Below are 20,588 nucleotides of genomic sequence, written 5' to 3'. Positions count from 1 at the left end.
GGCCTTAGCGGCGAGCCAGCCTTGCGACCGCAAAGGCACTGACAAGGCAGATCGCCAGCATGATGAGGATGAAGGCAACCACGGCATTCCAGCCGTCTGCAAGCCAGAAATAACCGCCGAGCGAACCGGCAATGCTGGAGCCCAGATAATAGGCGAGCAGATAGAGCGAGGAGGCATGCCCCTTGGCGCCGCGGGCAAGCCGTCCCACAAGGGCGCTGGCTACGGAATGGGTCATAAAGAAACCGATCGTCACCAGAACGATGCCGAGGATGATCAGCGGCAGCGACGTGGCGAGCGTGACGGCCGCACCAAGTGCTGCGATCAGCACGCCGGCCGGCAGCACGACGAAGTGACCGATGCGATCGCCGAGGAGGCCCGCTGCCCAGGAGGCGACGATGCCGAAGAGATAGGCGGTAAAGATCAGGCCAAGTTCGGTCTGGCTGAGGTTATAGGGAGCGGCGACGAGGCGGAAGCCGGCATAGTTATAGACTGTGACGAAGGAACCCATGACGAGGAAGCCGATGGCAAAGAGCAGAGGCAGCGCCGGGTTGCCGAAATGGCCGCTCCAGGCCTTTACGTGGAAGGCAATATCGAAACCTTTGCGCGGCGTGAAATTGCGCGACGGCGGCAGCAGATAGAGAAAGCCGGTGGCGGCGATCAGCCCGAGAATGCCGACAGCGGCCAGTGCCGGCCGCCAGCTGAAGAATTCGGCGATCGTGCCCGTCACGACCCGACCGGCCATGCCGCCGAAGGCGTTGCCGGCGATATAGAGGCCCATGGCGCCGCCGAGGCCGCGCGGCTCGATTTCCTCGGCCAGATAAGTCATGGCAACTGCCGGCACGCCGCCCAGGAGGAAGCCTTCGAGGGCGCGGAAGACCAGCAGGACATGCCAGTTCGGTGAGACGGAGCAGACGAGCGTGCAAAGGGCAGCACCCAGCAGCGATATGAACATCAGGCTTCGGCGGCCGAGGCTTTCGGAAACGGCGGCCGCGCCGAAGATCGCAAAGGCGAGGAAGCCGGTCGAAAGCGACAGCGACAGCGAGCTGGCCGCCGGCGTAACGCCGAAATCCTGCGAGAAAATCGGCATCAGTGGCTGCACGCAATAGAGCAGCGAGAAGGTGGCGAAACCGGAGAGGAACAGCGCAATGGTCGCGCGCCGGAATGCGGGCGTACCGCGCGTGAGGTATTGACGGGGCTCAACCGTTGGCGCGCTCCTGACGAGCGTCAATTCCGGACGGGAGGGAACTTCGGAAGCGGTGATTTCTTGCTTTTCAGCAGCGCCGAACATGGGGGGATCCAACCTTTGTTGTCCAGAAATCTAGTCAATAGCGCTTCATTAGTCCAATATATGGAACAGGCGATTTCAATAGGTTTTGGAGATAGCGATGGAGTTGCGTCATATCCGCTATTTTCTGGCGCTCGCGGAAGAAGGGAACTTCACCCGCGCCGCCGCCAAGCTCGGCATCGGGCAGCCGCCGCTCAGCCAGCAGATCAAGGATCTGGAGAACGAGGTGGGGGCGCAGCTGTTTCACCGCGTGCCGCATGGTGCCGAGCTGACGGCGGCCGGCGAAGCCTTTCTGGCCGAGGCGAAAACCGCCGTCGATGCGGCGGAAAAGGCGAAGCTTGCAGCTCAGCGCGCAAATCGCGGCGAGATCGGCCGCCTGTCGCTCGGCTTTACCGCCTCCTCCGCCTTCAACACCATCGTCACGGCGACCATCCGCGAGTTTCGCGATCACTGGCCTGAGGTACGGCTGTCGCTCACCGAGATGAATACCAACGCGCTGATGGAGCGGCTGATACGCGGCGAGATCGACGCCGCCTTCATCCGGCCAGGTCTGGAAGATCCGCGCGATGTGCGGTTGAAGCGTTTTGCCGACGAGCCGATGCTGATTGCGCTGCCGGCCCATCATCCCCTTGCCGCTAGAGATCGCCTGCCGGTCGCAGCGCTTGCCGGCGAGCCTTTCATTCTATTCCCGCGCATGGTCGGCCTCAGCCTCTATGACGATATCGTCGCGGCCTGCCGCGAGGCCGGCTTCGAGCTGGTCGTGACGCAGGAGGCGCCGCAGATCCCGTCCGTCGTCAATCTCGTCGCCGCCAATCTCGGCGTTTCCATCGTTCCCGCCTCGATCGCGCAGATCAAGCTCGACGGCGTCGCCTATCGCCCCATTGACGGGCCGGCGCTCGCCGCGCGTCTCGGCCTTGCCAGCCTCAAGGCGCAGCGTTCGCCCGTCGTCGCCAACCTCATGAGCCTGATTGCCTGATTAGAGCAATTCCAGGAAAAGTGCGAAGCGGTTTTCCGTCTGGAATGCGTAAAGAAACAAAAAGATAGAGCGTTTTCGCGATTCGAAGAAAAGCGAAACCGCTCTATCCTTCCCGGTCCCAATAGGGCGGATCGCCGAACGCCTTTCTCAAGTGATCGGCGATGGCGCGCAGCTTTGCCGAGGGATTGCGCCCCTCGGGATGCGCCATGAAGATGAACTCCGCCTCCGGCCGACAACCCACATCGATTTCGACGAGCCGCCCCTCCTTTATCGCCGGACCCGCGATGAAGGTCGGCAACAGCGCGATCCCCAGCCCCGCAATTGCCGCATCATGCATGACGTCGCCATTGTTGACGCCGAATGCCAGCTTTCCCCTGATGATGACGGCGCCATCCGGCCCCTGGAAACGCCAATCGGCGACGCCACGATTGGCGTAGAAGATACCGCGATGGTTTTCGAGATCGGCCAATGAGGCAGGCCTGCCGTAGCGGCTGAGATAGTCCGGTGCTGCAACGAGAAGACGGCGGCTGCGGGCGAGCGTCCATGCGACTAAGCGGGAATCGGCAATCAACCCATGGCGTATGATCGCATCATAGCCTTCCGATGCTGCATCGACCCGGCGGTCGTCAAGGTCCAATGTCAGCTCGATCCCGGGGTGATCGGCGAGAAACGGATAGAGAGCCGGGCCGAGATGCTTGCGGCCGAAGGTGACGGGCGCTGCGATGCGCAGCGGTCCTGTCAATGTCCCGCGCCGTTCAGCAAGATCGGCAGCGGCCTCGCGTACCTCGTGGGCGATACGTGTCGCTCGCTCCAGAAAGGCGGCGCCATCCTCCGTCAAGGTCAGCTTGCGGGTGGTGCGATGAAGCAATGTCGCCCCCAACGCCTTCTCCATTTCCGACAGGCGCTCGCTGACGACGGATTTTGACAGGCGCAGGCGTCGCGCCGCTTCGCTGATCGACCCCGCCTCGGCAACGGCGACGAAGGCAGTGATCCCGTCAATCTTCAACATCGTTCGGCGATTCCGAATTCGAGTTCCATGATTTGAAGACTAATCCGAACGATCGGAAAAGACCATCTTCCGCGTATCGGGCAGACCGAAAGACACGTCCTCACACAGGAGATGGAACAATGAACCGCTTGAATGGAAAAGTCGCGATCGTCACCGGCGCCAGCTCCGGCATCGGCCGCGCCACCGCAAAGCTTTTCGCCGCCGAAGGCGCCAAGGTTATCGTCGGCGCCCGCCGCGGCGCGGAACTGGAAAGCCTTGTCGCGGACATCGAAGCCGCGGGCGGCGATGCGGCCGCGTTGGCCGGCGATGTCCGCTCGGAAGACTACCACAAGGCGCTGGTTGCCCTTGCGGTCGAGCGTTATGGCAAGCTGGATATCGCCTTTAACAATGCCGGCACGCTCGGTGAGGCCGGTCCCAGCACCGAGGTTTCAGAGGCAGGCTTTGCCGAAGCCCTGGCGATCAACCTCACCGCATCGTTCCTGGCCGCCAAACACCAGATCGGCGAAATGGTCAAGCACGGCGGCGGCTCGGTGATCTTCACCTCGACCTTCGTCGGCCATACCGTTGGCTTCCCAGGCGTTGCCGCCTATGCCGCCAGCAAGTCCGGCCTGATCGGCTTGACGCAAACACTTGCCGCGGAATTTGGCCCGCAGAATGTGCGCGTCAATGCTATACTGCCAGGCGCGGTCGATACCGATATGTATCGCGAGATGAACGACACATCCGACAAGCAGGCTTTCATAACCAATCTGCATGCGCTGAAGCGCGTCGCCGGTCCCGAAGAAATTGCCCGCTCGGTCCTCTATCTCGCCTCCGATGACGCAAGCTTCGTCACCGGCACGGCGTCGCTCGTCGATGGCGGCGTATCGATCACGCGCACCTGACCGCCCCTTTTCATGACGCAATTATCGTCGGCGGCATCAGCAATCTAGAGAACGCCGATATGATCCCGCAAAGCCTGAATTGGCTGCGGGATCATGTCGCTGGAATGCTCTGAATGGATAGGAACTGGCCGTGGGTTCTGCTCCCGCGGCAGCCTTTCCGTTCAGAACATCGTATTATTGTTCATCGATTTTTCCGGGATCGGCTGCACCGAGTCCCAGTGCTCCTCGATCTTGTTGTTCTCGACGCGGAAAATATCGACGATGGCGCTGCCCCTATCACCCGGTTGGCGAATAGTGTGGACACGCAGGATCACAAAGTCACCGTCGACCATGACGCGCTTGATCTCGCTCTTCGACTGCGGATAGTCTTTCTTCAGGTACTCGAGGAAGCCGCGCAGGCCTTCCGGACCATCGGCAGCCAGCGGGTTGTGCTGGACATATTTGCCGAGATATTTGGAGGCGGCGTCGAAGTTCTTGTCATTCAGCGCCTTCTGGTAGAAATCCAGAACGATCTCCTTGTTCTTCTGCTCCTGCGGCGAATAGGCCCGCTCCGCCAAAGCCGGCACGGCGGCGGCCACGATCGGCAGGGCGATCATCACAACTTTCATCAATTTCAAAGCGTTACTCCTTCGATCAGACCCGGTCAGTCTCGTTGAGCAGGACGAGCGTCGCAAATGACAAGGCTGTGATGCCCGGTAACCGTCTGCCTGGAGACCTTGGCCGAGCTGCTCGATCTGAACGTCATTGCCGCCCACCGCCGGAGCATTGACGACGATGCCGGAACGCTGCGATTGCCTATTATCCGCCAAAGGCTTAGGCTGATTGCCAAAAGAACAGGCGACGGGTTCAACCATGGTTCTCGCAGGAAAGCGCATCCTTCTCATCATCTCCGGCGGCATCGCGGCCTATAAGAGCCTCGATCTGATCCGCCGACTGCGCGAACGCGGTGCGAGCGTGCGCCCTGTCATGACGGCGGGCGCCCAGCAGTTCATCACGCCGCTTGCCGTCGGAGCCCTCGCCGCCGATCACGTTTTCACCGATCTGTTTTCCCGCCAGGACGAGCAGGATGTCGGCCACATAAGGCTTGCACGCGACTGCGACCTCGTGCTGATCGCGCCCGCGACCGCCGATCTGCTCGCCAAGATGGCAAACGGGCTGGCGGACGATCTCGCCTCCACCATATTGCTCGCCACGGACCGGCCGGTGCTTGCCGCGCCGGCCATGAACCCGAAAATGTGGGCCCATGCCGCAACGAAGCGCAATGTCGAGATGTTGCGTGGCGACGGCATCGCTTTCGTCGGCCCCATGAAGGGGGAAATGGCCGAAAGCGGCGAGACAGGCACGGGCCGGATGGCGGAACCGTTTGAGATCGTCGCTGCCGTCGAGATGCGGCTCCATGACGGTGCCAAGCCGCTTGCCGGAAAGAAGGCCATCATCACCTCGGGCCCGACGCACGAACCGATCGATCCCGTGCGCTACATCGCCAACCGCTCGTCGGGCCGGCAGGGCCATGCCATCGCCTCAGCGCTGGCAGCGCTCGGCGCCGATGTCACCTTGGTCTCGGGGCCTGTCACCATTCCCGATCCGGCGGGCATGCACGTCATCCATGTCGAGCGCGCCGACGACATGCGCGATGCCGTGTTGGCGGCGCTGCCGGCCGACATCGCCGTCATGGTCGCCGCCGTCGCTGACTGGAAGGTGGCTTCCGCCTCGGACCAGAAGATCAAAAAGCATCCGGGCGAATCCCTCCCGACGCTGGCGCTGACGGAAAACCCCGACATCCTGAAGACCGTCGGCCATCATACGCAGCGGCCAAAGCTCGTCATCGGTTTTGCCGCCGAGACGCAGGACGTGGAGAGCAATGCGCGGGCAAAGCTGGAGCGCAAGGGCGCCGATATCATCGTTGCCAACGATGTCTCGCCCGCGACCGGCATCATGGGCGGCACGCGCAACCGCGTGAAGATCATCCGTCACGACGGTGTCGAGCAATGGCCAGATCTAGACAAGGACGACGTGGCGGTGCGGCTGGCGGCGCTGATCGCCGAGCAGTTCAAGCAGGGATAGCGGCTGGCGTCCGGCTCTCGCCGGAAGCGCGTTCTTCCGGCTGGAAGGGCGTGACATGAACGCCGGTATCGTCGATCAGCACGGCGCTGCCATCGGGAATTTCCCGCCAGGCGTCGATATCGTCGTTCAGAGGTTCCGATACCAGGCAGTATCCCGAGCCGACGGGCGATGCATAGAGCGTTGGCGCCTTGCGGTCGGTGGCATAGCGTATTGCGTGCAGCGATTTGCCGTCGGAGAAGGCTGCCGTGAATCGCACGAGCGCCGAGCCGGTCAGATGGATCGACAAGCCTTCGACAAAGCCGATGGTCTCCGCGATCGCCGCGACCGGATTGGCCGCCAGGCCGAATTGCATCGCCAGCAGAAACAGAAGCTCGGAATCGGTGGTGCCGCTGCGCGCGTGGAACAGCCTGTCATCGAGCATGGCTTCCATCGGACGTCGCAGACGGTCGAAGTTGGAAATCTGCCCGTTGTGCTGGAACGTCCAGTTCTCGAGAACGAAGGGATGGCAGTTGTCGCGCCGCGTGCCGCCGCCGGTGGCGGCACGGACATGGGCGAGGAAGAGCGGCGAACGGATCTGCCGCGCCAGGCTCTTGAGATTGCAGTCGGACCAGGCTGGCAGGACGTCGCGATAGCGGCCCGGCTCCGGCCGATCACCATACCAGGCGATGCCGAAGCCGTCACCGTTGGTCGCCGTCTTGGCGCGCGTGGCGCAATGGGATTGTTCGATCAGGGAGTGGGCGGGCGAAGACACCAGCTCCTCCAGATAGAGGGGGTCTCCACGATAGGCTGCCCAGCGACACATGCGTCTTTCACTCCGATTCCGGCTGTTTTTCTGTCCCGCGAGAGAATGGCAAATCTTGGACGATTGTTCATGCAGAATGGGTAACAAACTCTTAATTTTCCATTCCCTGACAGCCAAGATGACAGATATTTGACGCCTCGTCCGATCACATTTCGCATCGCAACATTTTCTTCGTGAGCCCATGCCGGCAAGGCTTTCGTCGAAGGAATCTCGTGAAAAGCATTTCGCTGCGACAAGAAGTGTGAAGTTCGCCGGCGCCGAAACCCTTGCATTGGGTGAAATTTGAGCTACGTTTGTCATATCTGAAACGTAACGAAAGGAAGGTGATCCAATGTCTAGTGAGATTTCGGTCTTCGTACCGGGCATGGAAATGGTCGTGAACGTTGCGAGGCAGCCCTCGCACTGATCAACGCCTTCCGGAAGCGCCTGGCGCTTCAGGCCAGTTACGGGCCAAAGCTCATGGGGGGTCGCTAACGCGGCCCCTTTTTGCATTCCTGGGCATCAGTATCCTGACGATTTCAGCAGATCGCTGCCGACCTTGATCCATAACAAGTTCGTTTTTTTCCTTGCCGAATGGGAACAGCGCCTTAGCTAACTATACATGTCTTCTCAGGAACAGCCCGATCAGGGCGAAGCCGAACCGAGGCCGCTCAAAGAGCCGGCACTCACCGCACTCTCACTGTATCCTCGGGACTGGGCCCTGTTCCTCGACATCGATGGAACATTGCTCGATCTCGCCGAGAGGCCCGAGGCGATCGTCATACCGGACCATCTTCCCGCTACGCTCCATGCGCTTTCCCGCCAGCTCGGCGGCGCGCTGGCGCTGGTGACGGGACGCTCGATCGAATTTGTCGATCCGCTGTTTGCGCCTTTCCGTTTTCCGGTTGCCGGCCTGCACGGCGCGGAGCGGCGCGATGCGGCCGGACGGCTGCGGCGCACGCATATTCCGCCTGCCTTCCAGCAGATGAAGCAGACCATCGCTCGCGAGGCCCATGCCTGGCCGGGCGCTATCGTCGAGGACAAGGGTGCCGCCGTTGCGGTTCACTTTCGGCATGCGCCTGGGAGTGAAGCCGAGATCGCCGCGGCGATGCAGCGCCACCTTGAGGATGCCGGCCCCGACTGGAGCCTGCAGCACGGCAAGATGGTGGTTGAAATCTGCCCTGCCCATGCCAGCAAAGGGCACGCCATCGAGGCATTCCTCGGTGAGGCTCCTTTCGAGGGGCGCCGTCCAGTCACGATCGGCGACGACGTGACCGATGAGACGATGTTCGCCGCCGCCAACCGGCTGGGCGGTCAATCCGTGCGCATCGGCGACGGCAACGGAAAAACGCTGGCACGTGCATCCATTGGCTCGCCTGCGCGTTTAAGGGACGTGCTGGGAACGCTCGTCAAATAATCTCCCAATCATTGCGGCGCCCTCCCAGCCCTCTTGAAAGGAATAATCCGTGAGTCGTCTCATCATCGTTTCCAATCGCGTTTCCGTGCCCGATCACAAGGGTGCCGCAGCTGCGGGCGGCCTTGCCGTGGCGCTGCAGGCAGCCCTTGCCGAACGCGGCGGCGTCTGGATGGGCTGGTCCGGCAAATCGAGCGGCGAGGCTGAGCCGGAGCCGCTGCAGCTGACGCAGGACGGCAATATCACCTATGCCCTGACCGATCTGACCCAGACCGACGTCGAGGAATATTACCAGGGCTTTGCCAACCGTGTGCTCTGGCCGATCTGCCACTACAGGCTCGATCTTGCGGAATATGCCCGCAAGGAAATGACCGGCTATTTCCGGGTCAACCGCTTCTTTGCCCACCGGCTTGCGCCGTTGATCAAACCCGACGACGTCATCTGGGTTCACGACTATCACCTCATTCCACTGGCGGCCGAGCTGCGGCAGATGGGGCTGAAAAACCGCATCGGTTTCTTCCTGCACATTCCCTGGCCGCCGGCAGACGTTGTGCAAGCCATGCCGGTGCATGAAGAAATCATGCGCGGCCTCACCTCCTACGACCTGCTCGGCTTTCAGACCGATCATGATCTTGAAAACTTCGCGGGCTGCCTGAAGCGCGAGGGCATGGGCATCGAGAAAAGTCCTGGCCATTTCAACGCCCACGGCCACGACTTCCGCGGCGGCGCCTATTCCATCGGCATCGAAACGGCAGGCTTCGCTGCCTTCGCCCGCAAGGCCGCGTCGCACAGCATGGTGCAAAAGGCGCGAAAGAGCATCGAAGGCCGCGACCTGATCCTCGGCGTCGACAGGCTCGATTACTCCAAGGGCATCACGCAGCGCATCGACGCCTTCGAGCGGTTCATCACCAACAATCCGGCTCACCAGCGCAGCGTCACCTATCTGCAGATCACCCCAAAATCGCGCTCGGAAGTGCCGGAATACGAGGCGATGCAGCACGCCGTCGCCGAACAGGCCGGCCGGGTCAACGGCGCCATCGGCACAGTCGACTGGGTGCCGATCCGCTATATCAACCGCTCGATCAGCCGCCCGATACTGGCCGGTCTCTACAGGCTCGCCAAGGTCGGATTGGTGACGCCGCTGCGCGACGGCATGAACCTCGTCGCCAAGGAATATGTCGCGGCGCAGGATCCGGAAGATCCCGGCGTGCTGGTGCTGTCACAGTTTGCCGGCGCGGCGCGCAAGCTGCACGGTGCTTTGCTGGTCAATCCCTATGACGTCGACGGAACTGCCAACGCATTGGCGCGCGCCGTCAACATGCCGCTGCAGGAGCGACAGGAACGGTGGCGCGGCATGATGGACTACCTGCTGGAACACGATGTCTTGCACTGGTGCGAGACATTTCTGACCGATCTTACGGCGGAGTAAGCGATTGCGGCTCAGCGATGGCCGCCTCTGCCAGCAGCCATTGAGCCAGCCGCTCCGCATGCAGGCTCGGCGCTGCCGGCGGCAGGAGCCAATAGCCGCGCCCCGGTGCTTCCAGCATCGGACCTGCCGTCACCAGCGTACGTGCGGTGAGAAGCGAATCGATGAGGCCCATCCAGCCGATCGCAACTCCTTGCTCGCTGAGTGCTGCCTGCACGACCAGGGAATAGGTATTGAAGCGCAGGTCGCCACGGCCGGCATAGCTGTCGCGGGCAATGCCGAATGCCGCAAGATAGCTTTCCCAGTCGAACCATGGCGACGGCATATCGGAATCGAGATGCACGAGCGTGGCGCGCGCCAGTTGCGAGGGATCGGTGAATGGGCCGTGGCGATCTGCGAAGCCACGGGTACAGATCGGCACGACCTTTTCCGGCAACAGCAGCGTTGCTCCCGGACCGAACTCGTTTCGTGCGCCGAAAACGACGACGATATCGCTGCTTTCCGGTGCGCCGCGATCGAGCCGCTGTGTCGCGACGATCTGGATATCCACTTCAGGGTGAAGCAGCCGGAAGGCATGCATACGGGGAATCAGCCAAAGTGCTGAGAAGGCGTAGTCGGTTCGTAGCCTGACCGAAGGGCGCTCCGCCTCTGCGCGAAAGCTGCGCACCAGCATATCGACGCCGCCGACTGCCTTCTCGACGATTTCGAGCAGACGCTGTCCCTCAGGCGAGAGCTTGACGCCGCGATGCTGGCGGTGGAACAGGGACACGCCCATCTGCTCCTCGATGCGACGGATCTGGTAGCTGACGCCCGGCTGCGTCAGGCCAAGCGCCAGGGCCGCGGAAGACAGGCTGCCGGAGCGCCCGACCTCCAGGAAAATTCGCAGCCAGCCAAGATCGACCGAACGTTCAGCCATAGAATTTCCTTTTGGCATCCATCAAAAAATGCCCGCTTTACAGCAAGAACGCTAGTGATGTTCAATAAAATAATCCAATAGCAAGAAGGGAGCTATCATCATGCGCATTTCCGCCATGGGTTGGCTCGCAGCCGGCCTCTGATTTCCAAGGAAAACACTTACATGTCGCGCCCGAATATCCTCATTCTCATGGTCGATCAGTTCAACGGGACATTGTTTCCCGACGGGCCGGCGGAGTTTCTGCATGCGCCGGTTCTGAAAGCCTTGGCGCAACGCTCCGTGCGCTTTGCCAACAGCTATACGGCAAGCCCGCTCTGCGCCCCCGCGCGGGCCTCCTTCATGTCCGGCCAATTGCCGAGCCGCACGCGCGTCTATGACAATGCAGCGGAATTTTGCTCGGATATTCCCACCTTCGCTCATCATCTACGCGCCGCCGGCTATCAGACGGCTCTGTCAGGCAAGATGCATTTCGTCGGTCCCGATCAGATGCACGGCTTCGAGGAGCGGCTGACGACCGACATTTATCCCGCCGACTTCGGCTGGACACCTGACTACACCAAGCCCGGCGAGCGCATCGACTGGTGGTATCACAATCTCGGCTCGGTGACCGGGGCCGGCGTCGCCGAGATCACCAACCAGATGGAATATGACGACGAGGTTGCCTATCACGCCACCCGCAAGCTTTACGATCTTTCGCGTGGCCAGGACGATCGGCCCTGGTGCCTGACGGTCAGCTTCACCCATCCGCACGATCCCTATGTTGCGCGCCGCCGCTTCTGGGATCTTTATGAGGATTGCCCCGCGCTTGACCCCGAAGTCGGCGAAATCCCCTTCGACAAGCAGGATCCGCATTCCCAGCGGCTGATGAAGGCATGCGATCATACCGCCTTCGACATCACGCCGGAGCAGATACGCCGGGCGCGGCGCGGCTATTTCGCCAATATCTCCTATGTCGACGAAAAGATCGGCGAGATACTGGAGGCGCTGGAGCGCGGCCGCATGGCCGACAACACCATCATTCTCTTCGTCTCAGACCACGGCGACATGCTCGGCGAACGCGGCCTCTGGTTCAAGATGAACTTCTTCGAAGGCTCCGCGCGCGTGCCACTGATGATCATGGCACCCGGCTGGCAGCCGAGACGGATCGATCAGCCGGTTTCGACGCTCGACGTGACGCCGACGCTTGCCGGCTTGGCCGGGCTCGATATCACATCGTTGCGCCGCTGGACCGATGGCGAGGACCTGGGTCCGCTTGCCCTTGGAACCGGAAGCCGCAATCTCGTGCCGATGGAATATGCCGCAGAAGGGTCCGAAGCTCCGCTCGTCGGCCTGCGCGATGGCCGATACAAGCTGACGCTGTGCGACAAGGACCCGCCGATGCTCTTCGATGTCGAGGCCGATCCGAAGGAAATGACCAATCTCGCCGGCGATCCCGCCCATGCCGAAACGCTGCACCGATTGACCGCGCAGGCCATGGAGCGCTGGAACCTGGCGAGCTTCGACGCGGCGGTGCGCGAAAGCCAGGCGCGGCGATGGGTCGTCTATGCGGCGCTGCGCAACGGCGCGTACTATCCCTGGGATTATCAGCCGCTGCAGAAGGCCTCGGAGCGATACATGCGCAACCACATGGATCTCAACGTCCTGGAGGAGAACAAGCGCTTTCCGCGCGGCGAGTAGGATCTCGGGGTAGCCCGCCGCAAACCGAGACGATATCGTCGCGCCGGCACAAGGGAGAAAATATCCATGAAAATCAGCGCGAGAAACCGTCTCAAGGGCAAGATCGTCGAGATCACCAAGGGCGCGACGACGGCCCATGTCCGCATCGATATCGGCAACGGCTCCATCGTTACCTCCTCCATCACCAACGAGGCGGTCGACGAACTGGGCTTGACTGTGGGATCAGCGGCCTATGCCGTGATCAAGGCATCCGACGTCATGGTCGCCGTCGACTGATATCAGAAGCGGGCATGATCCCTCGAAGGCCGTTCCGTGCCTTGGGAAGATGCCTAGGCCTTCTGGCAGTAATGCGCCGTCCCGCCGTCGCCGGTCTGGAAATCGCCAGGCTGCGGCGGCGCGATCGGCTTGAACAGCGTCCGATCCGGCTTCAGATCGAGCAAGGGCGTTCCGTCCAGGCAATCGAGCCCACGCACCAGCAATACGGCACCCTCCACGGCTTCGAGCTTGACGATCGATGTGCCGATGGGATTGGGCCGAACCGGGGAGCGCAGTGAGAAGGTGCCGTGCACCTTGCCGTTGCTCGCCGGGCTCTGCAGCACGAGATCCCGGCGCGAACGATCCAGCCAATAGAGAATTTCCAGGCGCTCGAAAGCCTCCACGCCCGTCAGCGCCGGCACCCAGGGGTCGAAAATCTCGATCCGGCACAGCGGCCCGTCATGCCGGCCTTGGCGCGGCGTCTCCATGCGGGATGTCCAGGGCGTGGAGATGCGGCCGATGAAGGTGAGACCGGCATCCGATGCCGTAGGTGGCTCGACGGCCACCTCGTTGTCGCGAATCTCGTTCTCACGGACCATGGATTGCCTCCTTCACCGGTGCCGGTTACTTCACGCCCTTCAGCAGGGCGGCCAGCTGAGCATCCGTCAAATCGACCTGATAGAACAGCTTGTAGAACGTCTTCACGTCGCCGGCGAAATCGCTTCTGAAGAGCTTCGGATAGAGCAGCCTTTCCAGCCAGCGCACGCCGAGGAGCCTGTTGACGCCGGGCGGCGAATCAAACCAGCCGAAAGGCATGGACGGCGGCACGAAGATCTTGCCATCCTTGACGGCCTTGATGCCTGCCCACTGCGGATCACTCCTCACCGACGCCGCGAAATTTGGGTCATCGGCGATGATGATATCCGGATTCCAGCCGACGACCTGCTGCGGCGTCACCTTGGTCAATCCACCCTTGCCGGCGGCGGCCGCGACGTTCATCGTACCCACAACATCGAGGATCTCGAGATTGATCGAGCCTGACAATCCCGTCTCCAGGCCATCGGCGCCGCGGCCGTAATAGACGCGCGGCCGCGGATCGCTCGGCAACGTCGCCAGCTTGTCGTTCAGATCCTTGATTGCCGAATCGGCATAATCCGCAAGCTTGTTGGCACGATCCTCGACGCCGATGAGAGCACCGACATCGCGAATTGTGTCGCCGGTGCGGCCAAAGCTGCCGTCGATAAGGACATAGGGAATATGGGTCTCGGCCTGCACCTTGTCGGCCAGCGCCTTGTAGGTGGGATCGACCGTGCCGGCATCGAGGATGATATCCGGCTTGGCGTCCGTCACGGCCTGCGAGCCGATCATGCCGTCCTTGCCCGTCAGGCGCCCGATGGTCGGAAGCGCGCGCACCGACGGCATCAGATAGGCTTTCGCGGCATCATCGGGGGCGTGAACCCAGCCGACCAGCTTCTCCGGTGCGAGAACATAGACCAAAACGGCGGCCGGCGGCCCGGCAACCAGGATATGGTTAATCTTGTCCGGCACCGATACCGTACGCCCCGCCGCGTCGGTGATGATTCGTGCCTCGGCCGGAACAGGCAATAGTCCGACAAATGCCAGAGCAAGAACCGCAAAAAATTTCATCATGAAAGTCGCCCGCTATGATCGAAGAGATCCCGGGGCGGCACTATGGCATAGCGCTATATTGGATGGAACATCGCGACAACACTATTCCAAAGCCAAACACGTCGAACCGATGAACGCCGCTCAGTAGAGCGGACAGCGGCAGAGCAATGGTCGCAAATATCACGCCGCCTTGACAGCGTGATATTCCTTGATGGCGACCATTTTGATAGCCGGATAACGTTCGGACTCGTATCGCAGAGAGAAACCATCCTGGGCGAGGAAAACCGGGTCACCGTCGAGATCGCGGGCGATATCGCCGCGGCGGGCAGTAACGAATTTTTCGAGGTCGGCCGCCTGGTCGGCGGAGACCCAGCGGCAGACGGAGAAACGCGACATCTCGAACGAAACCGGCAGGCCGTATTCCCCCATCAGCCGCTCCTTCAGCACGTCGAGCTGCAGTGCACCGACGACGCCGACGATGGCGGGCGAGCCGTCTTCCGGCGAGAAGAGCTGCACGACGCCTTCCTCGGCCATCTGCTGCAGCGCTTCCTTGAGCTTCTTCGCCTTCATGGCATCCTCGAGACGCACGCGGCGCAGGATTTCCGGCGAGAAATTCGGCACGCCCTGGAAGACCAGCGGTTCGCCTTCCGTCAGCGTATCGCCGATGCGGAGCGTGCCGTGGTTGGGAATACCGACGACGTCACCGGCATAGGCCGTATCTGCAAGCTGGCGCTGCGAGGCGAAGAAGAATTGCGGCGCGGTCAGGCCGAGCTGCTTGCCGGTGCGTGACAGACGCGCCTTCATGCCTCGCTCCAGCTTGCCCGAGCAGATGCGCGCAAAGGCGATGCGGTCGCGGTGGTTCGGATCCATATTGGCCTGGATCTTGAAGACGAAGGCCGTCATCTTGTCGTCGGTTGCGTGAACCGTCCTGATATCGGCGACCTGATCGCGCGGCGGCGGTGCGAATTCGCCGAGCGCATTGATGAGATCGCGAACGCCGAAATTGCGCAACGCCGAGCCGAAGAAGACCGGCGTCATATGACCTTCGAGGAACGATTGCCGATCGAAGGGACGGCAGGCTTCGATCGCCAGTTCCGTTTCGTCGATGAAGGCCTGCCGCTCGTTTTCCGGTAGCCTGTCGGCAACGGCTTGCGGGCCGTTGACGTGGGTCGGTTCGATTTCCCTGTCTGAGCCGCGCACGGTGTTATCGGCCAGATGATAGGAGCCGCAAAAGCTCTTCGCCCGGCCGATCGGCCAGGTGATCGGCGCCGTGTCCAGCGCCAGCTTTTCTTCCACCTCATCGAGAATTTCGAAGGGATCGCGGCTTTCGCGGTCCATCTTGTTGATGAAGGTGATGATCGGGATATCGCGCATGCGGCAGACTTCGAACAACTTCAGCGTCCGCGGCTCGATGCCCTTGGCGGCATCGATGACCATGACGGCGGCGTCGACGGCGGTGAGCGTGCGATAGGTGTCGTCGGCGAAGTCTTCGTGGCCGGGCGTATCGAGAATGTTGAAGACATTGCCTTCATATTCGAAGGTCATGACCGAGGTGACGACCGAGATACCGCGCTCGCGCTCGATCTTCATCCAGTCGGAGCGCGTCTGGATGCGATCCTTCTTCGCCTTGACCTCGCCGGCAAGCTGAATGGCGCCGCCGAACAGCAGCAGCTTTTCGGTGAGCGTCGTCTTGCCCGCGTCCGGGTGGGCGATAATAGCGAATGTGCGGCGGCGGGAGACCGCCTCGGCGAGACTTTCGGCCATGCGTGTGAATCCTGTGAATTGCGGCGTATCTAGCGTTTCAGAGGCTGGATTGCAATTGACCTTGGCCGTTCGAGCGCAAACTAATGCCGCATGACCATTCACACAGACACCCGTCCGACCCTCAACCTTATCCGCCTGCCACATGGCGAAGGCCTTGATATGCCCGCCTATGAGACCAAGGGCGCGGCCGGCATGGACCTGCGCGCAGCCCTCAAGGACGGCGTAACGCTGACGCTCGCTCCCGGCAAACGGGCGCTCGTTCCATCAGGCTTTATCTTCGAGATTCCGGAAGGCTATGAGGCGCAGATCCGCCCGCGCTCCGGCCTTGCATTCAAGCACGGCATCACCTGCCTGAATTCCCCCGGCACCATAGACAGCGACTATCGCGGCGAAGTGAACGCTCTACTGGTCAATCTTGGCGAAGAGCCGTTCGAGATCACGCGCGGTATGCGAATCGCTCAGATGGTCATCGCTCCGGTCACGCAAGTGCGTGTTGCGGAGATCACCGAAGTCAGCGAGACCGCGCGCGGCGCCGGCGGCTTCGGCTCCACCGGCGTGTGATGACGGATCTCGCCGGACAGCATGGCCTGACCTTCCGCCAGGATTATTTCGGCGATCCCCTCGCCTGGAAGGGGCTGGTTGATCTTTTGCAAGACACGTTTTCCATCGACGTCGGTGTGCAAGATCAATTCGGCGGTCCTGATCCCAGCAGCATGCCGTTCGGCTATTTCGATGCCGACGGTCGCTGCGTCGCCAACTTCAGCGCCTTCTCCATGCCGATGATGATCAATGGCCGTGCCATCAAAGCGGCGGGCTATCAATCCGGTGCGGTTCGGCCCGAATGGCGCGAACGCGGCCTTTATCGCGACCTCATGCAGCGCGCCTTTGATCGAACCTCAGCCGAGGGTTACGAACTCGATCTCCTGCTCACCGACAAGCCGGCGCTGTATGAGCGTTACGGTTTTCGAACCCTGCCGCAGCATGTCTTCATTGCGCAGGCGCCGAAGCCCCAGAAATCCGACTGGACTGCCCGGCAGCTCTCCTTGGAAGCGCCTGATGATCTGCGCCTGATCAAGACGCTTCTACAAGGTCGGCAGCCGGTTTCCGCCCGTTTTGCCGTCATCAGGCAGATGGAGATGTTTTTGCTGAATGCCTGCTTCAATCCTGCGATCCGCCTGACGGCAATCGGGGATGAGGCGGTGATTGCATGGACATTTGATGGCGCAACTTTCTGGCTTCTGGATGTAGCGGGAACGGCTATTCCGTCCCTGTCGACCATCCTGCCCGCGCTTGATATCGAACCCGATCGCATCGAGATCTGCTTTTGTCCGGATCGCCTGGATTGCGAGGTATCGCTGGAGCCTTATGAGGGCTACACGATGCTGATGGTGCGCGGCAAAGCGGCAGACGATATTGTCGGGCCGATCATGCTCTCGCCTATGGCGGAATTTTAGCGCGAAAGCGGCGGCAGGCGCCGCTTGACCTGCGTTGCCTTGATCATCGACGTATTCGTCTCCGCCCGCTCGGTGATCTTGTCGAGAATGCCGTCTAGCTCGCCCATGGAGCGCACCACCAGGCGGCCGATGAAGCAATCATCGCCGGTCACCTTGTCGCATTCGATGAATTCCGGCGTTTCCTGAATGATGCGCTCGACGACGTGCAGTTGCCCGGGCAGAGGCCGGATGCGGACGATCGCCTGCATGGGGTAACCGATCGCCTCCAGCGCGATATCCACCGTGAAAGCCGAAATGACACCGCGCTCTTCCAGCCGACGCAGCCGCTCCGCAGCACTCGGCGACGACAGGCCGGCCGCCTCCGCCAGCTCCTTCAAGGAGATCCGGGCGTTGTGCGCCAGCGCCTCCAGCATCCGCTGGTCCGTCTCATCAAGACCGATCGCCGCATTAGGCACACCCATGTTTTGTCCTTATATAATTAGGAAAAATGGCCATAATTCCTTATCTAAACTATATCATCAAGGCTTCCCTGGCAATATTATTTGCTCCCACAAGCGGGAGCCATGGCAATGAGCGAGATAAGACGCGGTACGATGGAAATGACGGCGGCCATGCTGATTTCGGGGACGATCGGCTGGTTCGTTCTGATGTCGGGGCAGGCGGTGACCGGCGTGGTATTCTGGCGCTGCCTCTTCGGGGCGATGACGCTTCTCGTCGTCTGCGCGGCCATGGGCCTGCTGCGCCCCGGCATGCTCAACGCGAAAACATTTTCGATCGCCGTTGCCGGCGGGGTCGCCATCGTCCTCAACTGGCTGCTGCTTTTCGCTGCTTATTCGCATGCCTCGATCTCGATCGCCACGACCGTCTACAACACGCAGCCCTTCATGCTTCTCGGGCTCGGCGCGCTATTCCTCGGCGAAAAGATCACGCTCACAAAGCTCTTCTGGCTCGGCCTCGCCTTTGCGGGCATGGTCGTCATCGTCGAGGGCAAGCCGACGGAAACGGGCGGCGCGGCAAGCTATGCGATCGGCATCCTGCTCTCGCTGAGTGCTGCCTTCTTCTACGCGCTGGCGGCAATTGCCGCAAAATGGCTGAAGGGTACGCCGCCGCACCTGATCGCGCTTATCCAGGTCTCCACCGGCGTCCTGATGCTTATTCCCTTCACCGATTTCGCCGCCGTGCCGCGTGATGCAGGCGGATGGTCCATCCTCGTCACCATGGGCATCGTCCATACCGGCCTGATGTACGTGCTGCTCTACGGCGCCATCCAGAGGCTGCCGACACACCTTACCGGCGCGCTGTCCTTCATCTATCCGATCGCCGCCATCGTCGTCGATCGCTTCGCCTTCGGCCATGTGCTCGGCGTCACGCAGATCACCGGTGCCGTCGTCATTCTGGGGGCTGCGGCGGGCATGAATCTCGGCTGGACGATCCCCCTGCCCCGTCCTAAAAGCGGGCGTCTATCAAAGGGAACAGCCGAATGATCACCTGCTATCTGCGCTATACGATCGATCCCTACAAGCTCGCCCAATTCGAACATTACGCCAAGCTCTGGATCCCGCTCGTCAACCGGCTGGGCGGCACGCATCACGGCTATTTCATGCCGCATGAAGGTGCCAATAACATCGCGCTGGCGCTGTTCAGCTTCCCGAGCCTTGCCGCCTACGAGAACTATCGGCAAGAGATGGCCGAGGATGCGGAATGCCGCGCCGCCTTTGCCTATGGCGAGGAAACGCGCTGCATCGTCAGCTATGAACGCAGCTTCATGCGGCCGGTCTTCTAGGCTTATTTGGCTGGTTGCGGGCAGGTTTCCGGCTGGCCGTCGAGACCCTCGGTCAGTTTCTCGAAACTCGCGCTCGGCTTCGTCCCGTCTCCGCCGAGATGCAGGACATAGAGACTGTCGAAATCCTTGCCATGCCATTTCGGCACCGCCTTGGCGTCACCGCCATTCTCACTCATCAATTGACGGGCGAGATCGACAATCTGCTTGTGCTCCCAGGCGACGAAGATCAGCTTGCCGGCATAATCAGGCTTTTCGAGCGCGGCCTTCAGGCCGTCGATATCCTCATAGCCGAAGCTGGTATCGACCGGCAGCCCGAGTGCGATGGCGGTGGGCTCGATGGTCGCGAGCGGGCGCACATAATCGTAGGAGGTGCCGGAGTCTTCCTTCCGTTTCGATGGATCGGGCGCAAAGATCGCTGAGGGATGACCGAAGAGCCGCGTCAGCACTGGCGGCAAGGCGAGCGCGCGGTTGAGCCCCTGACAGCTCAGCTGGCCGAGACCGGCCTCCGGCTTTTCACCATGGCGCAGGAAAACGATCGTGCGTGTCGACGTCTCCGCCGCGGAAGCTGCGGAGACAAAACCGCATGATGCGAGTGCAAGCAAGCCTGCGGCCAGCCGCAGCGGAAGCCTCCGCATCAACGCTGCGCTTCGAAAGCCATACGAACAGCAAGGCCCGCCAGCACCGTGCCCATCAACCAGCGCTGCACCAGCGCGAAGGACGGGCGGCGGACGAAGAACAGCGCGACGGAACCGGCGGTCAGCGCGAAAATGGCATTGAAGGTCAGGCTGACGGCGATATGGACGAAGCCGAAGACGACGGATTGCGTGAAGACGCTGCCGTTGGCGGGATCGATGAACTGCGGCAGCAGCGAAAGATAAAGCACTGCGACCTTCGGGTTCAGCAGGCTGGTCACCAGTCCCATCGAAAACAGCCGGCGCTTGCTGTCCTTCGGCAGCTCGCGGACCTGAAAGGCGGAACGACCACCGGGCTTCAGCGCATTCCAGGCCAGCCAAGCGAGATAGGCGGCGCCTGCCAGCCGCAATGCATCATAGGCGAAGGGCACGGCGAGGACGAAAGCTGTGATGCCGAGCGCGGCCGAGAGCATGTAGAAGACGAAGCCCAAGGCCACGCCGCCGAGCGAGATCAGCCCTGCCGCCGGCCCCTGCGAGATCGATCGCGACACCAGATAGATCATATTCGGCCCGGGGGTCAAAACCATGCCGAGAGCGATCAAGGCAAAGGCGATCATGCTGGTCAGATGCGGCATCGGG

At 61.6% G+C, this 20,588-nt stretch carries 22 protein-coding genes; 11 read left to right on the top strand and 11 right to left on the bottom strand.

Translation table 11 applies throughout. The features are described from left to right. Positions 1-4: 4 nt before the first annotated feature. Positions 5-1,288 (bottom strand): MFS transporter, encoded by a 1,284-nt coding sequence (locus AB8B29_RS19085; protein WP_037202949.1) that lies wholly within the window; start codon positions 1,286-1,288, stop codon positions 5-7. A 97-nt stretch (positions 1,289-1,385) separates the two neighbouring features. Between AB8B29_RS19085 and AB8B29_RS19080 the strand changes: the two genes are divergently transcribed. After that, on the top strand, positions 1,386-2,261 hold the full coding sequence (locus AB8B29_RS19080) for a LysR family transcriptional regulator (RefSeq protein ID WP_037202948.1): 876 nt from the start codon (positions 1,386-1,388) through the stop codon (positions 2,259-2,261). Positions 2,262-2,364: 103 nt separating this feature from the next. Here AB8B29_RS19080 and AB8B29_RS19075 read toward each other — a convergent pair whose 3' ends face one another. Then, positions 2,365-3,270: a LysR family transcriptional regulator gene (locus tag AB8B29_RS19075; protein ID WP_037202946.1), complete on the bottom strand. Its 906-nt coding sequence runs from the start codon at positions 3,268-3,270 to the stop codon at positions 2,365-2,367. A 119-nt stretch (positions 3,271-3,389) separates the two neighbouring features. On the opposite strand from AB8B29_RS19075, the gene AB8B29_RS19070 reads away from it, so the two are divergent. After that, the gene (locus AB8B29_RS19070; RefSeq protein WP_037202945.1) at positions 3,390-4,154 is read left to right on the top strand and encodes an SDR family oxidoreductase; all 765 of its coding nucleotides are present in this window, start codon (positions 3,390-3,392) and stop codon (positions 4,152-4,154) included. Between the two features lie 161 nt (positions 4,155-4,315). Here the strand turns inward: AB8B29_RS19070 and AB8B29_RS19065 are convergent, their stop codons facing one another. Further along, on the bottom strand, positions 4,316-4,762 hold the full coding sequence (locus AB8B29_RS19065) for a nuclear transport factor 2 family protein (protein ID WP_174156930.1): 447 nt from the start codon (positions 4,760-4,762) through the stop codon (positions 4,316-4,318). Between the two features lie 244 nt (positions 4,763-5,006). Between AB8B29_RS19065 and coaBC the strand changes: the two genes are divergently transcribed. Continuing rightward, complete coding sequence (gene coaBC / locus AB8B29_RS19060; RefSeq protein WP_037202941.1) at positions 5,007-6,218, top strand: bifunctional phosphopantothenoylcysteine decarboxylase/phosphopantothenate--cysteine ligase CoaBC; 1,212 nt, start codon at positions 5,007-5,009, stop codon at positions 6,216-6,218. Here coaBC and AB8B29_RS19055 read toward each other — a convergent pair. After that, positions 6,205-7,020 carry a class II glutamine amidotransferase gene (locus AB8B29_RS19055; RefSeq protein WP_037202940.1) on the bottom strand — a complete coding sequence of 272 codons (816 nt, stop codon included), beginning with the start codon at positions 7,018-7,020 and terminating at the stop codon, positions 6,205-6,207. The genes coaBC and AB8B29_RS19055 overlap by 14 nt on opposite strands. Before the next feature lie 601 nt (positions 7,021-7,621). Here AB8B29_RS19055 and otsB point away from each other — a divergent pair. Together otsB and otsA are read left to right on the top strand one after the other, a co-directional pair. Continuing rightward, the gene (gene otsB, locus AB8B29_RS19050; protein ID WP_047556260.1) at positions 7,622-8,416 is read left to right on the top strand and encodes a trehalose-phosphatase; all 795 of its coding nucleotides are present in this window, start codon (positions 7,622-7,624) and stop codon (positions 8,414-8,416) included. A gap of 49 nt (positions 8,417-8,465) precedes the next feature. Beyond that, positions 8,466-9,842 carry an alpha,alpha-trehalose-phosphate synthase (UDP-forming) gene (gene otsA / locus AB8B29_RS19045; RefSeq protein ID WP_092574452.1) on the top strand — a complete coding sequence of 459 codons (1,377 nt, stop codon included), beginning with the start codon at positions 8,466-8,468 and terminating at the stop codon, positions 9,840-9,842. Here otsA and AB8B29_RS19040 read toward each other — a convergent pair. After that, the gene (locus AB8B29_RS19040) at positions 9,829-10,755 is read right to left on the bottom strand and encodes a choline sulfate utilization transcriptional regulator (protein WP_092574453.1); all 927 of its coding nucleotides are present in this window, start codon (positions 10,753-10,755) and stop codon (positions 9,829-9,831) included. The genes otsA and AB8B29_RS19040 overlap by 14 nt on opposite strands. A gap of 162 nt (positions 10,756-10,917) precedes the next feature. On the opposite strand from AB8B29_RS19040, the gene betC reads away from it, so the two are divergent. Beyond that, positions 10,918-12,432, top strand: coding sequence for a choline-sulfatase (betC, locus tag AB8B29_RS19035; protein WP_092574454.1), 1,515 nt, complete (start codon positions 10,918-10,920; stop codon positions 12,430-12,432). A 66-nt stretch (positions 12,433-12,498) separates the two neighbouring features. Beyond that, on the top strand, positions 12,499-12,708 hold the full coding sequence (locus AB8B29_RS19030; RefSeq protein WP_034489026.1) for a TOBE domain-containing protein: 210 nt from the start codon (positions 12,499-12,501) through the stop codon (positions 12,706-12,708). Positions 12,709-12,761: 53 nt separating this feature from the next. Here the strand turns inward: AB8B29_RS19030 and tsaA are convergent, their stop codons facing one another. From tsaA to AB8B29_RS19015, 3 genes are all read right to left on the bottom strand, one after another. After that, entirely contained in the window at positions 12,762-13,286 is a 525-nt protein-coding gene (tsaA, locus tag AB8B29_RS19025; protein ID WP_047556265.1) for a tRNA (N6-threonylcarbamoyladenosine(37)-N6)-methyltransferase TrmO, read from the bottom strand. Positions 13,287-13,311: 25 nt separating this feature from the next. Then, positions 13,312-14,337: an iron ABC transporter substrate-binding protein gene (locus AB8B29_RS19020; RefSeq protein WP_047641101.1), complete on the bottom strand. Its 1,026-nt coding sequence runs from the start codon at positions 14,335-14,337 to the stop codon at positions 13,312-13,314. A gap of 159 nt (positions 14,338-14,496) precedes the next feature. Further along, positions 14,497-16,080, bottom strand: a complete 1,584-nt coding sequence (locus AB8B29_RS19015) for a peptide chain release factor 3 (RefSeq protein WP_037202929.1) — start codon at positions 16,078-16,080, stop codon at positions 14,497-14,499. 90 nt (positions 16,081-16,170) lie between these two features. Here AB8B29_RS19015 and dut point away from each other — a divergent pair, with 90 nt between their 5' ends. Together dut and AB8B29_RS19005 are read left to right on the top strand one after the other, a co-directional pair. Further along, complete coding sequence (dut, locus tag AB8B29_RS19010) at positions 16,171-16,641, top strand: dUTP diphosphatase (RefSeq protein WP_037202928.1); 471 nt, start codon at positions 16,171-16,173, stop codon at positions 16,639-16,641. Then, entirely contained in the window at positions 16,641-17,534 is an 894-nt protein-coding gene (locus AB8B29_RS19005; RefSeq protein WP_092574456.1) for a GNAT family N-acetyltransferase, read from the top strand. The genes dut and AB8B29_RS19005 overlap by 1 nt, the downstream gene beginning before the upstream one ends. On the opposite strand, the gene AB8B29_RS19000 is transcribed toward AB8B29_RS19005, so the two are convergent. After that, positions 17,531-17,995 (bottom strand): Lrp/AsnC family transcriptional regulator, encoded by a 465-nt coding sequence (locus AB8B29_RS19000; protein ID WP_092574457.1) that lies wholly within the window; start codon positions 17,993-17,995, stop codon positions 17,531-17,533. The genes AB8B29_RS19005 and AB8B29_RS19000 overlap by 4 nt on opposite strands. A gap of 108 nt (positions 17,996-18,103) precedes the next feature. On the opposite strand from AB8B29_RS19000, the gene AB8B29_RS18995 reads away from it, so the two are divergent. Both AB8B29_RS18995 and AB8B29_RS18990 read left to right on the top strand, forming a co-directional pair. Next, positions 18,104-19,018 (top strand): DMT family transporter, encoded by a 915-nt coding sequence (locus tag AB8B29_RS18995; protein ID WP_037202925.1) that lies wholly within the window; start codon positions 18,104-18,106, stop codon positions 19,016-19,018. Continuing rightward, positions 19,015-19,317: an NIPSNAP family protein gene (locus AB8B29_RS18990; protein ID WP_037202923.1), complete on the top strand. Its 303-nt coding sequence runs from the start codon at positions 19,015-19,017 to the stop codon at positions 19,315-19,317. The genes AB8B29_RS18995 and AB8B29_RS18990 overlap by 4 nt, the downstream gene beginning before the upstream one ends. Before the next feature lie 2 nt (positions 19,318-19,319). Here AB8B29_RS18990 and AB8B29_RS18985 read toward each other — a convergent pair whose 3' ends face one another. Both AB8B29_RS18985 and AB8B29_RS18980 read right to left on the bottom strand, forming a co-directional pair. Then, positions 19,320-19,952: a hypothetical protein gene (locus tag AB8B29_RS18985; RefSeq protein WP_037202921.1), complete on the bottom strand. Its 633-nt coding sequence runs from the start codon at positions 19,950-19,952 to the stop codon at positions 19,320-19,322. Next, positions 19,952-20,584 carry a LysE family translocator gene (locus AB8B29_RS18980; RefSeq protein ID WP_037202919.1) on the bottom strand — a complete coding sequence of 211 codons (633 nt, stop codon included), beginning with the start codon at positions 20,582-20,584 and terminating at the stop codon, positions 19,952-19,954. Before AB8B29_RS18980 ends, AB8B29_RS18985 begins: the two co-directional genes overlap by 1 nt. Positions 20,585-20,588 lie beyond the last annotated feature (4 nt).

It is taken from the genome of Rhizobium sp. 11_C7_N12_5, from assembly GCF_051811145.1.
Classification (GTDB): domain Bacteria; phylum Pseudomonadota; class Alphaproteobacteria; order Rhizobiales; family Rhizobiaceae; genus Rhizobium; species Rhizobium lusitanum.
The sequence above is the reverse complement of the archived record's forward strand: the minus strand, read 5'-3'. Positions and strand labels throughout refer to the sequence as shown.

Bases quoted from the DNA above. Each gene is read 5' to 3' on its own strand.
- coaBC (WP_037202941.1), top strand. From the start codon at position 5,007: ATGGTTCTCGCAGGAAAGCGCATCCTTCTCATCATCTCCGGCGGCATC.
- AB8B29_RS19000 (WP_092574457.1), bottom strand. From the start codon at position 17,995: ATGGGTGTGCCTAATGCGGCGATCGGTCTTGATGAGACGGACCAGCGG.
- AB8B29_RS19080 (WP_037202948.1), top strand. From the start codon at position 1,386: ATGGAGTTGCGTCATATCCGCTATTTTCTGGCGCTCGCGGAAGAAGGG.
- AB8B29_RS19055 (WP_037202940.1), bottom strand. From the start codon at position 7,020: ATGTGTCGCTGGGCAGCCTATCGTGGAGACCCCCTCTATCTGGAGGAG.
- otsB (WP_047556260.1), top strand. From the start codon at position 7,622: ATGTCTTCTCAGGAACAGCCCGATCAGGGCGAAGCCGAACCGAGGCCG.
- AB8B29_RS18985 (WP_037202921.1), bottom strand. From the start codon at position 19,952: ATGCGGAGGCTTCCGCTGCGGCTGGCCGCAGGCTTGCTTGCACTCGCA.
- AB8B29_RS18995 (WP_037202925.1), top strand. From the start codon at position 18,104: ATGAGCGAGATAAGACGCGGTACGATGGAAATGACGGCGGCCATGCTG.
- AB8B29_RS18990 (WP_037202923.1), top strand. From the start codon at position 19,015: ATGATCACCTGCTATCTGCGCTATACGATCGATCCCTACAAGCTCGCC.
- AB8B29_RS19020 (WP_047641101.1), bottom strand. From the start codon at position 14,337: ATGATGAAATTTTTTGCGGTTCTTGCTCTGGCATTTGTCGGACTATTG.
- AB8B29_RS19040 (WP_092574453.1), bottom strand. From the start codon at position 10,755: ATGGCTGAACGTTCGGTCGATCTTGGCTGGCTGCGAATTTTCCTGGAG.
- tsaA (WP_047556265.1), bottom strand. From the start codon at position 13,286: ATGGTCCGTGAGAACGAGATTCGCGACAACGAGGTGGCCGTCGAGCCA.
- AB8B29_RS18980 (WP_037202919.1), bottom strand. From the start codon at position 20,584: ATGCCGCATCTGACCAGCATGATCGCCTTTGCCTTGATCGCTCTCGGC.
- AB8B29_RS19005 (WP_092574456.1), top strand. From the start codon at position 16,641: ATGACGGATCTCGCCGGACAGCATGGCCTGACCTTCCGCCAGGATTAT.
- betC (WP_092574454.1), top strand. From the start codon at position 10,918: ATGTCGCGCCCGAATATCCTCATTCTCATGGTCGATCAGTTCAACGGG.
- AB8B29_RS19065 (WP_174156930.1), bottom strand. From the start codon at position 4,762: ATGAAAGTTGTGATGATCGCCCTGCCGATCGTGGCCGCCGCCGTGCCG.
- dut (WP_037202928.1), top strand. From the start codon at position 16,171: ATGACCATTCACACAGACACCCGTCCGACCCTCAACCTTATCCGCCTG.
- AB8B29_RS19075 (WP_037202946.1), bottom strand. From the start codon at position 3,270: ATGTTGAAGATTGACGGGATCACTGCCTTCGTCGCCGTTGCCGAGGCG.
- AB8B29_RS19030 (WP_034489026.1), top strand. From the start codon at position 12,499: ATGAAAATCAGCGCGAGAAACCGTCTCAAGGGCAAGATCGTCGAGATC.
- AB8B29_RS19015 (WP_037202929.1), bottom strand. From the start codon at position 16,080: ATGGCCGAAAGTCTCGCCGAGGCGGTCTCCCGCCGCCGCACATTCGCT.
- AB8B29_RS19085 (WP_037202949.1), bottom strand. From the start codon at position 1,288: ATGTTCGGCGCTGCTGAAAAGCAAGAAATCACCGCTTCCGAAGTTCCC.
- AB8B29_RS19070 (WP_037202945.1), top strand. From the start codon at position 3,390: ATGAACCGCTTGAATGGAAAAGTCGCGATCGTCACCGGCGCCAGCTCC.